Here is a 14,191-nt window from a genome sequence, read left to right on the forward strand (position 1 = left end):
CGTCATGCCCAGCCCGAGCCATGTCCGCTGCTTCCGCGACGACGACATTGCCATCGTCGAGGTCGACAATCCGCCGGTCAACGCGCTCAGCCACGCCGTGCGGCGGGCGTTGTTCGACACACTGCAGGACCTCGAGGCCGACGCCAATGTCGCCGGCGTCGTGATCGCCTGCCGCGGCAAGACCTTCTTTGCCGGCGCCGACATCGCCGAATTCGACAAGCCGCCTGAAGCGCCGGTGCTCGGCGATCTCATCGCCCTGCTCGACCAGATGACGACCCCCACCGCTGCCGCGATGAAGGGCACGGTCCTGGGCGGCGGGCTGGAGTTTGCTCTGGCCTGCCGGATGCGTATTCTCGACAGGGACGCGGTGGTCGGACTTCCGGAGATCAAGCTGGGCCTCATCCCCGGTGCCGGGGGCACCGTACGCCTGCCGCGACTAGTCGGGCCCGATGTCGCGCTCGGGATGATTGCGACCGGCGAGACCCTCGATGCCTCCCAGGCGCTGGCGCACGGACTGGTCCACGCCACGGTCGACACCGATCTGACCGCGGCGACAATCGCCCATCTACGGGCACATCTGCACAGCCCGCCCGCGCGAGTGCGCGACATGGTCGTCCCGGCTTATCCCGCCGGCCTCGATGCCTTTGAAGACAGGGCCGGGGGCCTTGCTGAAAAGTCTCCGGGAGACGGAGCGCAGGCCGCAGCCATCAAGGCCGTACGCAACTCCCTCGCACTCGGCTTTGACGCTGCGCTTGCCGAGGAGCGGCTGCTGTTCGAGGCGCTGCGCGCCAGTCCTGCCTCCAGGGCGCAGCGCCATCTCTTCTTTGCCGAACGACGCACCCTTGTTCTTCCCGATCTCGACCTGCGCTCCATTACGCCGCGGCCGGTGCAGTGCGTCGGAGTTGTCGGGGCAGGGACGCTGGGAAGCGGTATCGCCGCCGCGCTCGCCGCGGCCGGCTACACGGTGAGGATACGTGAAACGTCCGAGGCGGCGCTCGAGGCTGGTCGCGAACGCGTCTGGCGCATCTTCGACAGCATGGCGAGGAAGGGCGGCCTTGATGCCGCGGCCGCCCGCGACCGCGTCATAGGCACACTCACGCTGTCCGATTTCGCCGACTGCGATCTCGTGATCGAGGCTGCCTTCGAGGACCTCGACGTCAAGCGCGCCATCTTTGCCGAGCTCGACCGGGTTACGAGACCCGGAGCGATCCTTGCGACCAATACATCCTATCTGGACGTCAACGTCATCGCCGAGGCCACCGTGAGAGTGGCGGACGTCGCCGGCATGCACTTCTTCTCGCCTGCGCATGTCATGAAGCTGGTCGAGGTGGTGCGGACCGGCCGAACCGCACCCGACGTGCTCGCGACCCTCGCCCGGGTCGCCAAGGTCATGGGCAAGGTGCCCGTGGTCGTCGGCGTCTGCCACGGCTTCGTCGGCAACCGCATGCTCGGCGCCCGTAATGCACAGATCCCCCGCCTGCTCATGGAAGGCGCCCTGCCACAGGACATTGATGGTGCCCTGCGTGACTTTGGCTGGCCCATGGGGCCGCTGCAGATGTGGGACATGGCCGGCCTCGACATTGCCTGGCGCAACCGCAGGTTTCTCGGAGAAGCCGAGCCCATCGGCGATGGTCTCTGTGCCCTTGGCCGCTTCGGTCAGAAGACCGGCCGCGGCTACTACTCCTATGTCGACGGACGCCGCGACCCGCTCCCCGACCCGGAGGTTGCAGATCTGATCAAGCGCCTTTCCAGTGAGGCCGGCATCACCCGTCGGCGCGTCTCCAGCGAGGAGATCATCGAGCGCACGCATCTCCCCATGATCAACGAGGCCTGCAGGATTCTCGAGGAGCGGATCGCGGTCCGGTCGGCCGACATCGATGTGATCTGGGCCAATGGCTACGGCTTCCCACGCGCGCTTGGCGGGCCGATGCACTGGGCCGAGCGCCTTGGCTGGCGACGGATCGTCGATGGTCTCTCCACTTGGCACCGCGAGACCGGCGACGACGTGTTCAGGCCGTCCGATCGTCTCCTCGCAATGTCCGCTGCTTGAAGGCAGAGCCATGACCAGCCGGGACCGCATTGATGTGGATGTCGTCATCGTCGGCGCAGGCCCGTCCGGGCTCGCCGCTGCGATACGGCTCAAGCAACTCGCCGACGCCGAGGGCCGACCGCTGTCGATCATGGTGCTCGAGAAGGCCGCTGATATCGGCGCGCATGTTCTGTCCGGCGCTGTGATGGATGTATCCGCCCTCGATGCACTCCTCCCTGATTGGCGCGAGCAGGGGGCGCCGCTCGGATCCGAGGTCACCTCCGATCATTTCGTCTATCTCACGCGCAGCGCCGCGATCGAAGTTCCGCACGCACTCTTTCCCCCGCAGCTCGACAACAGTGGTTGCCGGATCGTGAGCCTCGGTCTCGTCTGCAGGTGGCTGGGTGAGCGGGCGGCGGAGATGGGCATCGACATCTTCCCCGGCTTTGCCGCGTCCGAAGTGCTCTTCGACGACAGCGGCGCCGTCGCAGGAGTCGTCACCGGCGACACGGGTCTGGCCCGCGATGGCCAACCCAAGGGCAGTCATGCCCCCGGCATGGAAATCCGCGCCCGCTATACGCTGATCGCCGAGGGCGCGCGCGGATCGCTCGCCAAGCAGCTCATCGCCCGCTACCGGCTCGATGCCGATTGCGACCCCCAGCACTACGGGCTTGGCATCAAGGAGACCTGGGAGATCCGGCCCGACCGGCATCGTCCCGGTCTCGTCGAGCATCATTTGGGCTGGCCGCTGTCGGACGACACCGGCGGCGGTGGCTTCGTCTATCACACCGAGGGGAACCGGGTCTCGCTCGGCTATGTCGTTCACCTCAACTACACCAACCCCTGGCTCTCGCCATTCGACGAGATGCAGCGCTGGAAGACCCATCCCCGGCTGCGCGTGCTGCTCGAGGGTGGCCGGCGCATCGGCTACGGCGCCCGGGCCATGACTTCGGGCGGATGGCAGTCCATTCCCGAGCTGGCCTTTCCCGGAGGCGCTCTTGTCGGTTGCTCCGCCGGGTTGATGAACCTGCCGCGCATCAAGGGCATTCACAACGCCATGTGGTCGGGCATGCGGGTCGCCGAGGCCCTGTCCGAGGCGCTGCACGCCGGCCGAGGCAACGACCTGATCGAGGGCCTCAAGGATCAGGTGCTGCGCGGACCCATCGAAGCGGACCTGCGCCCGGTCCGCAACGCCAAGGCGCTGCTGTCGAAGCTGGGCACGCGGCTGGGCCTGCTCGTGACCGGCTTCGACCTCTGGTGCGCGGCACTTGCCGGCAGGTCGCTGCTCGGCACGCTGCGGCATCGCACGCCCGATCATGCCACCCTCGCGCCGGCCGCCCGAAGCCGGCCCATCGAGTATCCGCGGCCCGATGGCACGCTGACCTTCGACCGGGCCTCGTCGATCTTCCTTGCCAACCTCGCGCATGCCGAGGATCAGCCGGTCCATCTCCGCCTGCGCGATCCCGATCTGCCGCTGCGCATCAACCTTCCGCTCTACGCCGAGCCCGCCCAGCGCTATTGCCCCGCCGGGGTCTACGAGGTCGTGCGCGACGAGACAGGCCAGCCCTCCCTCCGGATCAACAGCGCCAACTGCGTGCACTGCAAGACCTGCGACATCAAGGATCCGCAGCAGAACATCGACTGGGTCCCGCCCGAAGGTGGCTCGGGGCCCAACTATGCTGGAATGTGAGAAGGCGTACCGGAGGTGTGAGTGATGGCCGAGGCATACATCTGCGCCTACCGGCGCACACCGATTGGCCGGTACGGCGGCGCCCTTGCTTCGATCCGCCCCGATGATCTCGGAGCGGTTCCGCTCAGGGCGTTGATCGCCGAGCATGCGAGCGTCGACTGGGAAGCGGTCGCCGACGTGATCCTCGGCAATGCCAATCAGGCCGGCGAAGACAACAGAAACGTGGCGCGCATGAGCCTGCTGTTAGCGGGCTTGCCCGAGAGCATCGCCGGCACGACGGTCAACCGGCTTTGTGGGTCCGGCATGGATGCGTTGATCGTGGCGGCCCGCGCAATCAGGTCGGGGGAGGCAGAACTGGTGATTGCCGGCGGCACGGAGTCCATGTCCCGTGCGCCCTTCGTGCTGTCCAAGGCCGACGCGGCATTCTCGCGGGCTGCGGAAATCCACGACACCACGATCGGATGGCGCTTCATCAATCCGCTGATGAAGGAGCAGTACGGCGTGGACCCGCTACCCCTGACGGCCGAGAACGTGGCCCGGGAAGCGGGGGTGGACAGGCAGACCCAGGATGCATTCGCCCTGCGCAGCCAGACGCGGGCCGTGGTGGCGCAACGGAACGGCAGGCTGGCGCGGGAGATCGTGCCGGTTGCGGTTCCGCAGCGCCGCGGCGGGCCGGTCACTGTCGAGCAGGACGAGCATCCCCGCGCCGATACCACCCTCGAGGCGCTCAGCAAACTCAAGCCGCTCTTTCCGGATGGGACCGTAACGGCGGGCAACGCCTCCGGGCTAAACGACGGCGCGGCCGCGTTGATCATCGCGTCCGAACAAGCGGCCGCAAGGCACGGCTTTACCCCTCTTGCCCGCATTCTCGGCGGCGCGGTGGCTGGGGTCGCCCCCCGGCTCATGGGCATGGGACCCGTTCCGGCGTTCCACAAGCTCAGTGCACGGCTCGGCCTTCCAATATCGGATTTCGACGTCATCGAGCTCAACGAGGCTTTTGCCAGCCAGGCCGTCGCAGTCCTGCGCGAGCTCGGCGTCGCCGAAGACGATCCACGCGTGAACCCGAATGGCGGGGCCATCGCCCTTGGCCATCCCCTTGGGATGAGTGGCGCCCGGATCTCCGGCACGGCCGCGCTGGAACTTGCCCTCACCGGAAGGAAGCTGGCCCTGGCGACGATGTGCATAGGGGTGGGGCAGGGCATCGCCGTCGCCCTTGAACGCCCGTGATGAAGCAGCCAGTGACCAAGGTGCTAGCTCGATAGCATGCCGGCAATAGCGATCAGTTCCTTCTCGCGTTCCTCGTTCCAGCGAGATGGAAAAAGATCAGCCTCGACACTCGTTCTCGATGATCGACTCCGGCTTCATCTCGATGGAGAAGCCCGGACGGACCGGCGGCATGCAGGCAGCGTTCCGGATCACACACGGGTCGACGAAATGTTCGTGCAGGTGATCGACATACTCGATGAAGCGCCCGTCCTTTGTACCCGACACGACCAGGTAGTCGATCATCGACAGGTGCTGGACGTATTCGCAGAGGCCGACGCCACCGGCGTGCGGCCAGAACGGCAGGCCGTACTTGGCCGCCATCAGCAGGACTAAAAGCACCTCATTGAGTCCGCCGATGCGGCAGGCATCGATCTGGACGATGTCGATGGCGCCTTCCCTGATGAACTGCTTGAACAGGATGCGGTTCTGGCACATCTCGCCGGTCGCGACCTTGACCGGGGCGATGCCGGCGCGGATTGCCTTGTGACCCATCACGTCATCGGGACTCGTGGGCTCCTCGATGAAGTAAGGGTTGAAGCGCTTGAGTTCGTTCACCCACGAGATCGCCTCGTGCCTACAGACCGACGCACCGGCAAGCCGCTAGGCAAGGCGGACATGGAGTGGTTCTTCAAGAACGTCTTGGTTCAACTGATGACGCTGCTGATCCGAAGGTCCCCTGCTCTCTCGCCGTTGCTGCCGCCTCGCCGATCATCGACGACCACACCAAGGCCGGCGAGGGCCGAGGGCCACTCGAAGCTGAAGGCAAGACCGCACCAGAGCCGGCGCTGAGCCCCAAGCACCAGAAACAGCTGGATGAACTCAACGCCGCCGACCGACAAGTTCGATACGCTTTATCTCGATATCCAGGCTCAGGCACACATGGAAGCGATCGCGCTCTTCCGCACCTTCGCCGGCTCAGGCGACGACCAGACGCTGGTCGGAATCGCCAAGGAAGCGCTGCCGACGCTGGAGACGCACATGGCACACGTAAAGAAGCTCATCGGATCGGACTGACCAATAGGAAGGGGCGAGTAAGTATCCGCCCATTCGAAGTTGAGGACATCGACCACATGCTTGGGCAACCCGCCGGCTGCGAATGCCTGCTGCGCCGATACGGCGAGGACGAGGGGAGCACTGGCGACGAGGGCTGCCGGTGCGGCCAGCGCGAGAACAGGTGGCGGCGGCTGGCGTCGATGCGCTCGCCAACGTCCTGGTCAATATCGTCGAAGATGAAGGTTTCATTGCTCATGATCGATCTCCCCAAGCGAGCGAGTTGGCGGTAGCAGCCGTGACGATGAACGGCGCCGCCTTCGGCAGCACATCCGATGGCAGCAGCGCTGCGTCGAGACCCTTGGAGTCGACCTTCTTGCCGCCGGCCGCATTGCTGCCGAAGCCGGACAGCAGGAGAGCGATGGTTGCGGCGTGGCGTGCCTCGACCGAGACGATCGAGCCCGCAGCGGCGAGGCAGTCGACGTTCTTGATCAGCTGGCCAGCACCGTCATATGCGGCGACGCCCAGGTTCTCGAACACGTCGGCGGTGCCCAGCACGCTCTTGCGGCTGGAGAAGTCCACGGCCGAGAAGTCGACCTTGAGCGCGGGGATGGCTTTGCGACCAAGGGCTCCCTTGAGGAACTTGGCGTGCGCCACCTCATGGTCACGGATGACCTTGAGGTTCGACAGCTCGGTGCTGGTTGCACCCTCGTAGGGTGTCTTGACCACCTGCGTGTAGAAGGCAGCCTCGAGCTGTTCGAGCGCGTAGGCGTAGTTCAGGACGCCCACGTCGCCCTCGCCAAGGTCGGCAGCCAAAGCGGCTGAGATGCCGAAATTAGGAAGGACGGCGCCGGCAATGGCGATGCCTGCTGCGGCACCGGACCATTTGAGGATGTGACGGCGGGATAGTCTTGGCATGTTGATCTCCCGATCCTAGTTGCGCGTGGAGCAACCGGATCGGCGGAATCTAGAGTTTCCGGCAAACCCCGATCAAATCTGCCCCTTGGCGAGAAACTATTGCAGCGAAGTGTAGTTCGCGCGTGCGGCTCTGGGCGCCAGTTCGGTATACGCAGGATTTTAAGGGCTTCTGGCTATGGTACTACCACCTAGTACGAGGTCGGCGATGACAGCGAACGGTGCGGTACACTTGTCCGAGGTTGTGGGCGCACTCAGCTATGCCCTCGACATTACCGAGGGCCAACCGGTCGGACACAGCATTCGTAGCTGTTGGCTTGGCATGCATGTCGCGCGACATATTGGTCTTTCTGAAACCGCGCAATCCGACCTCTATTACACTCTGCTCCTCAAGGACATCGGCTGCAGCTCGAACGCTGCGCGCATTTGCCGGCTCTATCTGGCCGATGATCTGAACTTCAAGCAGGCCTACAAATTCGTCGACAGCCGGTTGCCCGACGTTCTCCGTTTTCTCATCGCCAATACGGCGAGAGGCTCGGGCATGGTCGAGCGCTTGCAAACCCTGGTGCACATCGCGCGAAACGGCGGTGAAATCGCCCGGGAGCTGATCGAGACGCGTTGTCAGCGCGGAGCGGACATTGCCCGGACGATGCGCTTTGGCGAGGATGTCGCGCAGGGCATCCTCGATCTCGATGAGCATTGGGACGGATCAGGGCATCCGCTCGGCCGGACGGGCGAAGAGATTTCGCTCTTTTCTCGCATCGCGCTTCTTGCCCAGGTTGCCGATGTGTTTTTCATGCGCGGAGGACCTGATGCGGCCTTGGCCGAGGTAGAGTCCCGCAGCGGCAGATGGTTTGATCCAAGCATCGTCGATGCCTTCAAGGCCGTCGCCAACAATCCGCACATCTGGAACACGATGCGGTCCGACGACCTTCCCGCTCATGTCGTCGCGATGGAGCCGGTCACCCTCGTGCGTGAAGTCGACGAGGACTATCTCGACGATATCGCGGCAGGCTTCGCACAGGTGGTCGACGCCAAGAGCCCCTTCACTGCAGGCCACAGCGACCGCGTGGCGCTGTTCGCCGACCTCATCGCCGGAGAGCTAGGATATAGCGCCACCCGGCGTCGATGGTTGCGCCGCGCTGCGCTGCTCCACGACATTGGCAAACTCGGCGTTCCGAACTCGATCCTCGACAAGAATGGCAAGCCTGATCCCGAGGAGTGGGCGAGTATTCGCCGACATCCGGAACTTGGCCGCACTATTCTCGCCAAGATTGCTGCGCTCGAGGACACGGCCACCATTGCCGGCAGCCACCATGAGCGGCTTGACGGCGGAGGGTACCCTCGAGGCATCGGCGCGAACGAAATAGATCTCGACACTCGTATCGTCACAGTCGCCGATATCTTCGACGCTCTGACGGCCGATCGCCCATACCGCAAGGCGATGCCGCCGTTGCAGGCCTTCTCCGTGATGCAGGCCGATATCGGCACTGCAATCGACGAAGCCTGCTTTGCAGCCCTCCAGCGTGGCTTCGTTCGGATGAAGGACGTCACCAACGATGGTGAGAACCTTCGGCAAGCTTCTTAGCGACCGCTCTTGGCCATAGCGGTCGCTGTTGCTCGCTGCTCAAATAGCGGACATTCTTGCACCGAAGGCGGCGCCAGGATGTCAGGTGAAGCGGACCTGAGGCTTGAACCAGCAGCTTTTGGCAGACCAGCAGGGAGCTGAAGGCGTGCTCCGGGACGATGAGCGCCGACAAGAGTTTTTGTTCAGACTCACCGCCGTGATGGGAAAACTACCGAAAGCGCTCCTCGCGAAGGTCGAGGCGTTCATTGAACTAGCGCGAAACCACCTCAACCCAAGGCAGTTGAATGACCCAGATCTCGAAAAGCTTGCGATCGGGCTGAAGGCCAGGCCCCTTTCAAAGGGGTGGGTGACGCCTGAGGATTTCGTCGAGAAGATACTGATCTACGCCGATGATGCAGAAGGCTGTCAAGTATCATTTCCAACATCAACAACGCCACCAGCCTGAGCGATCTGCTTCAGCGTCACGACATCAAGTTTGACGGACTGACCGACCGCTAGATCTATAGCTGTCGGCCTCAGAGCCCTATCGCCTTCGCCAGAGTGTGTTCGATCACTAGATCCGACCGGCCGCCCCTCTACCGCAGCCCCTGGGCGCAGATGATCTTGGTGCCTTCGTGAGAGTGCTTCCAGTCGCGCGAGGCTGTGACCGCGATCAAGGTGTTGGTCTTGCCGCAGACACTGTCTTTGAACTGGCCGCCCCGATCGACGATCATGCTCGCGACAGCCTTCCGTGGGCCGATCTGGAACTTGCCCGTGAGGACAAACATGCGGCCGTCGAGGACGACCTTGGAGTGGTCCTAGACCGCGCCGTCGACGATAGGCGCCGCGTAACCCTCCGCGCATCGCGTGACGATGGCGTCCACCTCGGGGCGCAACTGGTCAGGACTGTCTTCGATCCGGATTGAGGACCTGCGCGATCAGCGCTTCACCGTAGGAAGGGCGTGGGCACCGCACGACCGGTGTTGGCAGCTCCACTCACAGTCCGGGTCACGGACCGCTAGGTTCGTGACTCAGCTGGCGCAGGGCACGGCTGACCAAGTGCGCGCCTGGGGACGCCTCCATGCCGACGCCACGGCGACAGCTTCTTGAACGTCTCGATCAGAGTGAGCCGCCCAATCTTGCGTCGGAACGCAATCTTGCCGTCAGTGCCAAAGCCCACAAGGTGCAAGACCTCCTTGCCAATGTCGATGCGAGGGGAGCGGTGGTTGTGTCCATGGCCTGTTTCTCCCACAGAAGCGGAGCAGTCTAGAACCGCGCCGCGGGGGAACAGCCGGTTCATCCCATCAACGGACCGCCTGCCCATCCGGCGAACATCTCGACGCGCGGCACGAAAGGCGCCGAGGAACGTTCACGGAGTACAAGGAGTGTCCCGATGCCGGACAACGCCGAAGAACGTCTCCCCGCCAGCAGCCTGCACGATACCGACGCAGTCGCCGAGGACGGTTTTGTACATGTACGTGGCGCTCGCGAGCACAACTTGAGAAATGTCGATGTCGATGTTCCGAGGAACGCCCTGGTGGTGTTCACCGGTGTGTCCGGATCGGGCAAATCATCGCTCGCGTTCAGCACGCTGTATGCCGAAGCACAGCGGCGATATCTCGAGTCTGTCTCACCTTATGCCCGTCGCCTTTTCCATCAGCTCGGTGTTCCCGATGTCGACCAGATTGGGGGGCTTCCCCCCGCGGTGGCGCTGCAGCAGCAGCGCGGGTCGCCCACTGCTCGGTCTTCGGTCGGAAGTGTCACCACACTCTCCAACCTCCTTCGGATGCTATACTCCCGCGCCGGGAAATATCCGCCGGAGCAGCCGCACCTCGATGCCGAGTACTTCTCGCCGAACACTCCAGAGGGTGCCTGCCCGAAGTGCCACGGGCTCGGCCGCATCCATGAGGTTACTGAGGCGTCGATGGTGCCTGATCCGTCGCTGACCATCCGCGAACGCGCGGTGGCAGCATGGCCCAGCGCGTGGGGTGGGCAGAACCTGCGCGACATCCTCATCACGCTCGGCATCGACGTCGACACTCCCTGGCGCGAGCTGCCCAGGAAGACGCGTGACTGGATTCTGTTCACCGACGAGCAGCCCGAGGTTCCCGTCTATCCCGGCTACACGACCGCTGAAGTCAAGCGGGCCATCCGCGGCAAGGTGCAACCGGCGTATATGGGCACATTTTCGAGCGCTCGCCGGCATGTGACGCACAGCTACGCCACCACGATGAGCGCGATGATGAAGCGACGCGCTGCGCGGTACATGGTGAGCCGCCCCTGCACGCTTTGCGGCGGGCAGCGCCTCAGGCGCGAGTCGCTGTCGGTCACCTTCGCGGGATTGAACATAGCCGAACTCGGCGACCTGCCGATGAGCCGGCTGGCGTCGATGTTCGCTTCCTACGCCAAGGGCGAGAAGCTACGGAGCCTGCGTGAGAAGTTTCCCGAGAAGGCGGTTGTCGTCGAACGCATCGCTTCCGACCTGTGCCGGCGGCTCGCCGTCCTTCTGGATCTTGGCCTCGGCTACCTCACCGTTGAGCGCTCGACGCCGACATTGTCCGTCGGTGAACTGCAGCGACTGCGGCTGGCAACGCAGGTCGTCTCGAACCTGTTCGGCGTGGTCTACGTGATGGACGAGCCTTCGGCTGGACTCCATCCGGCCGATACTGAGGCGCTGCTCCGTGCCCTCCGCCGATTGAAGGACGTCGGAAACTCGCTGTTCGTGGTCGAGCATGAACTCGACATCATCAAGCAGGCCGACTGGGTCGTCGATGTAGGTCCTGGCGCGGGGGAGATGGGTGGTCGGATAGTCTATAGCGGCCCGTTGGCTGGACTGACAGCAGTCGAGACATCGGAGACCGGTCGTCACCTTGCTCGAAACCATACTGAATCGAAACGGGCGCTGCGGGAACCGAAGGGCTGGTTGAAGCTGGAGGGGGTGACACGGAACAACCTGCGCGATCTGCATTGCGAATTTCCTCTAGGGGTCCTGACGACGGTGACGGGGATCTCCGGCTCCGGCAAATCGAGCCTGGTGGCACAGGCCTTGGTCGACCTTGTCAGTGATGCATTGGGAAAGGTGCCGCGGATCGAGGTCTCGACCGACACGGACACCCCAGAGGAGGATATCGTGCCCCCGACGGAGGGCAGGATCGTCGAGGGCATGGAGCAGATGCGCCGCCTTGTGGAAGTCGATCAGAAGGCGATCGGCCGCACTCCACGCTCGAACCTGGCGACCTATACCGGCCTCTTCGATCACGTACGCTCGCTTTTTGCCAGCACGCCGCTGGCCAGGCGCAGGGGCTACGATGCCGGACGGTTTTCCTTCAATGTGGCCAAGGGGCGCTGCCCGCGTTGTGACGGAGAGGGCTTTGTGATGGTCGAACTTCTGTTCCTGCCCAGCGTCTACACCCCTTGTCCCGTCTGCCACGGCTCGCGTTTCAACGAGAAGACCCTTGAGGTCGAATACCGGGGCAAGACCATCGCGCAGGTCCTCGAAATGACGGTGAACGCGGCCGCCGATTTCTTTGCGGAAACGGCGCCGATCAGCCGACCTCTACAGGTCCTCAAGGACGTAGGGCTGGGCTATCTGCGGCTCGGCCAGCCGGCGACCGAGCTTTCCGGCGGCGAGGCGCAACGGGTGAAACTGGCGACCGAGCTGCAGCGAGGCGGCAGGGGCGGCACGCTCTATATCCTCGATGAGCCGACCACCGGTCTCCACCCTAGCGATGTCGAGCGCCTGCTGACGCACCTGAACGCTTTGGTCGACGCGGGCAACACGGTGATCACCGTCGACCACGACATGGGCGTCGCCGCCGCCAGCGACTGGGTCATCGACCTTGGGCCGGGCGCTGGGGACGAGGGGGGGCGAATAGTGGCCAGCGGAACTCCAGCCCAGGTGGCTGCGAGTGAGAAGAGCAGGACGGCCCGCTATCTGAGAAACTACCTTTAGCGTTGGTGCCCTATCTTCGTATGCGGGCAAAGTTTCTGAGGAGAACCTGCGGCTGCGGCTGCTGGTTTTCGTCACCGAGACAGGACCGTTAGGCCCTGCCAAGGTCGCTTCGAGCCTAGGCGCCGCTCCTTATCCTGAATTCACAGCACAGTGCAAAATCGTCCCTGACGGTTACCCGCATGGACTTCGCAGGGCCGTCATCAGGCAGGATGTTGGAGGCGACCTCGGTCAAGACGGCGACGGCGTTGCGCGTCAAGGTCGGCCAGCTCCTGACCGACATCGTCGATCACCACCAAATTGGCTTTGAGCGGCCAGGCGCACTCTCTACTTTGCCGACTCGCCGTAAGCGATACGCCAGATGCTGCCATTGCCGTCCTCGCTGACGAATAGCGAGCCGTCCCGCCCGACGGCGACGCCGACCGGGCGGCCCCAGACATCGGTATCCGAAACCACCATTCCAGTCATGAAGTCCTCATAGGCGCCGGTCGGCTTGCCAGCCTCATCGAACAAGAGGCGGACAACCTTGTAACCGGTGCGCTTGCCGCGGTTCCAGGAGCCATGCATCGTAACGAAGGCGCTGCCCTTATATTCGGCCGGGAACATTTCTCCCTCGTAAAAGGCGATCTGCAGTGGCGCCGAATGGGCCTGCATCAGCACGTCTGGTATCGTCACCTTGTCCTTGAGGTCGGGACGCTCGCCGGCGTGACGCGGGTCTTCGTGTCCGCCGATATAGTACCAGGGCCATCCATAGGTCGTGCCCTGCTGCATCGCGGTGGCATACTCGAATGGTACGTCGTCGCCCAGCCCGTCCCGCTCATTGACGACGCACCAGGGACTGCCCGTCGCTGGTTGGATGGCGATGCCCGAGCAGTTGCGGAGCCCGGTTGCATAGACCTGCTGGTTCTTGCCGTCCGGATCATAGGCAAGGACCATGGCCCGCCCTTCCTCCGTGTCCCAGGTCGCGCCGAGCGGCAGGTTCTTGTTGACCGCGTCGATGCCACCCATGAACGAGACGGGGAACATGTCGAGCGCGACATTTGATCCCGACCCCACCGTGAGCAGCAAGGTCTTGCCATCGGGCGTAAAGGTGATGTCGCGGGTATAGTGGTGCGTCCACAGGATGCGTGGAACAATGACTTCAGGCTCGCCTTTCGCCCTGATGTCACCGCTCTGGTAAGGGTAGCGGATGACGCTGTCGCTATTGGCAATGTAGATCCACTTCGGGTCGGCGCCCGCCGGATAGAATGCTATGCCGTAAGGTTTGTTCAGGCCGTTGGCGAAGACTTCCGGCTGTGCCGTCTTGCCGTCTTCTCCCACGCGCAGCACCTTGACATCGTCCGACATGCTTTCGGCGATGAACAGGTCGCCATTGGGGGCAACGCGTATGGCTCGCGGTCCCTTGAGATTCAGCGCAATCGGTTCGACGGTGAAACCGTCTGGCACGAGCGGCCTGGCACCGTCCGGGATCGGAACGATCGTGCCAAAATTCTGCGTTTCGCTCGCGGTGGGCTGGGGCATATCCTCAACCGTGAACTGGCGGCCGACGCCCGGCTTGTCCTGCTCCCAGCCGCCGAAGGCGTCGGGGCCGGTCAAAACCTGGCCGCTGTCCTGCGCCTTGGCATGCTCAAGCCCGACACCTGCCAGTAATGTCAATGTCAGCATGACAGTCCTTGCAACGCCAAACATATGAATGCTCCTTTCGCGCGGATCGTCTCCGACGCCGGGCAGACTGCAATGGCTGGCGGGTTGGTACCCTGACGGCTGTCAACACGTGAAAGGCGT

10 protein-coding genes and 1 pseudogene are annotated in these 14,191 nt (G+C 63.9%); 7 read left to right on the top strand and 4 right to left on the bottom strand.

Annotation, left to right across the window (positions count from 1 at the left end):
* Nucleotides 1–4 precede the first annotated feature (4 nt).
* Genes PRN20_RS15655 through pcaF form a run of 3 tightly spaced genes read left to right on the top strand, consistent with a single transcriptional unit; the run spans nt 5 to nt 4,946 of the window.
* Nucleotides 5–2,050 carry a 3-hydroxyacyl-CoA dehydrogenase NAD-binding domain-containing protein gene (locus tag PRN20_RS15655; protein ID WP_273958478.1) on the top strand — a complete coding sequence of 682 codons (2,046 nt, stop codon included), beginning with the start codon at nt 5–7 and terminating at the stop codon, nt 2,048–2,050.
* 10 nt (nt 2,051–2,060) lie between these two features.
* Entirely contained in the window at nt 2,061–3,719 is a 1,659-nt protein-coding gene (locus PRN20_RS15660; RefSeq protein ID WP_273958479.1) for an electron transfer flavoprotein-ubiquinone oxidoreductase, read from the top strand.
* A gap of 24 nt (nt 3,720–3,743) precedes the next feature.
* Nucleotides 3,744–4,946: a 3-oxoadipyl-CoA thiolase gene (gene pcaF / locus PRN20_RS15665; protein ID WP_273958480.1), complete on the top strand. Its 1,203-nt coding sequence runs from the start codon at nt 3,744–3,746 to the stop codon at nt 4,944–4,946.
* A 96-nt stretch (nt 4,947–5,042) separates the two neighbouring features.
* Here the strand turns inward: pcaF and PRN20_RS15670 are convergent.
* Nucleotides 5,043–5,555, bottom strand: a pseudogene (locus tag PRN20_RS15670) (enolase C-terminal domain-like protein); the annotation flags it as partial.
* A gap of 243 nt (nt 5,556–5,798) precedes the next feature.
* Here PRN20_RS15670 and PRN20_RS15675 point away from each other — a divergent pair.
* Nucleotides 5,799–5,999 (top strand): DUF4142 domain-containing protein, encoded by a 201-nt coding sequence (locus PRN20_RS15675; RefSeq protein ID WP_273958481.1) that lies wholly within the window; start codon nt 5,799–5,801, stop codon nt 5,997–5,999.
* Nucleotides 6,000–6,230: 231 nt separating this feature from the next.
* On the opposite strand, the gene PRN20_RS15680 is transcribed toward PRN20_RS15675, so the two are convergent.
* The gene (locus PRN20_RS15680; RefSeq protein WP_273958482.1) at nt 6,231–6,893 is read right to left on the bottom strand and encodes a ferritin-like domain-containing protein; all 663 of its coding nucleotides are present in this window, start codon (nt 6,891–6,893) and stop codon (nt 6,231–6,233) included.
* Nucleotides 6,894–7,098: 205 nt separating this feature from the next.
* Here PRN20_RS15680 and PRN20_RS15685 point away from each other — a divergent pair, with 205 nt between their 5' ends.
* The gene (locus PRN20_RS15685; protein ID WP_273958483.1) at nt 7,099–8,478 is read left to right on the top strand and encodes an HD-GYP domain-containing protein; all 1,380 of its coding nucleotides are present in this window, start codon (nt 7,099–7,101) and stop codon (nt 8,476–8,478) included.
* 103 nt (nt 8,479–8,581) lie between these two features.
* On the top strand, nt 8,582–8,923 hold the full coding sequence (locus PRN20_RS15690) for a hypothetical protein (protein WP_273958484.1): 342 nt from the start codon (nt 8,582–8,584) through the stop codon (nt 8,921–8,923).
* A gap of 130 nt (nt 8,924–9,053) precedes the next feature.
* Here the strand turns inward: PRN20_RS15690 and PRN20_RS15695 are convergent, their stop codons facing one another.
* Nucleotides 9,054–9,245, bottom strand: a complete 192-nt coding sequence (locus PRN20_RS15695; RefSeq protein ID WP_337956257.1) for a hypothetical protein — start codon at nt 9,243–9,245, stop codon at nt 9,054–9,056.
* Nucleotides 9,246–9,850: 605 nt separating this feature from the next.
* On the opposite strand from PRN20_RS15695, the gene uvrA reads away from it, so the two are divergent.
* The gene (uvrA, locus tag PRN20_RS15700; RefSeq protein ID WP_273958485.1) at nt 9,851–12,409 is read left to right on the top strand and encodes an excinuclease ABC subunit UvrA; all 2,559 of its coding nucleotides are present in this window, start codon (nt 9,851–9,853) and stop codon (nt 12,407–12,409) included.
* 324 nt (nt 12,410–12,733) lie between these two features.
* On the opposite strand, the gene PRN20_RS15705 is transcribed toward uvrA, so the two are convergent.
* Nucleotides 12,734–14,095, bottom strand: coding sequence for a PQQ-dependent sugar dehydrogenase (locus PRN20_RS15705; protein ID WP_273958486.1), 1,362 nt, complete (start codon nt 14,093–14,095; stop codon nt 12,734–12,736).
* Nucleotides 14,096–14,191 lie beyond the last annotated feature (96 nt).

The organism is Devosia sp. ZB163 (assembly GCF_028613635.1).
In the GTDB taxonomy this organism is placed as follows: domain Bacteria; phylum Pseudomonadota; class Alphaproteobacteria; order Rhizobiales; family Devosiaceae; genus Devosia_A.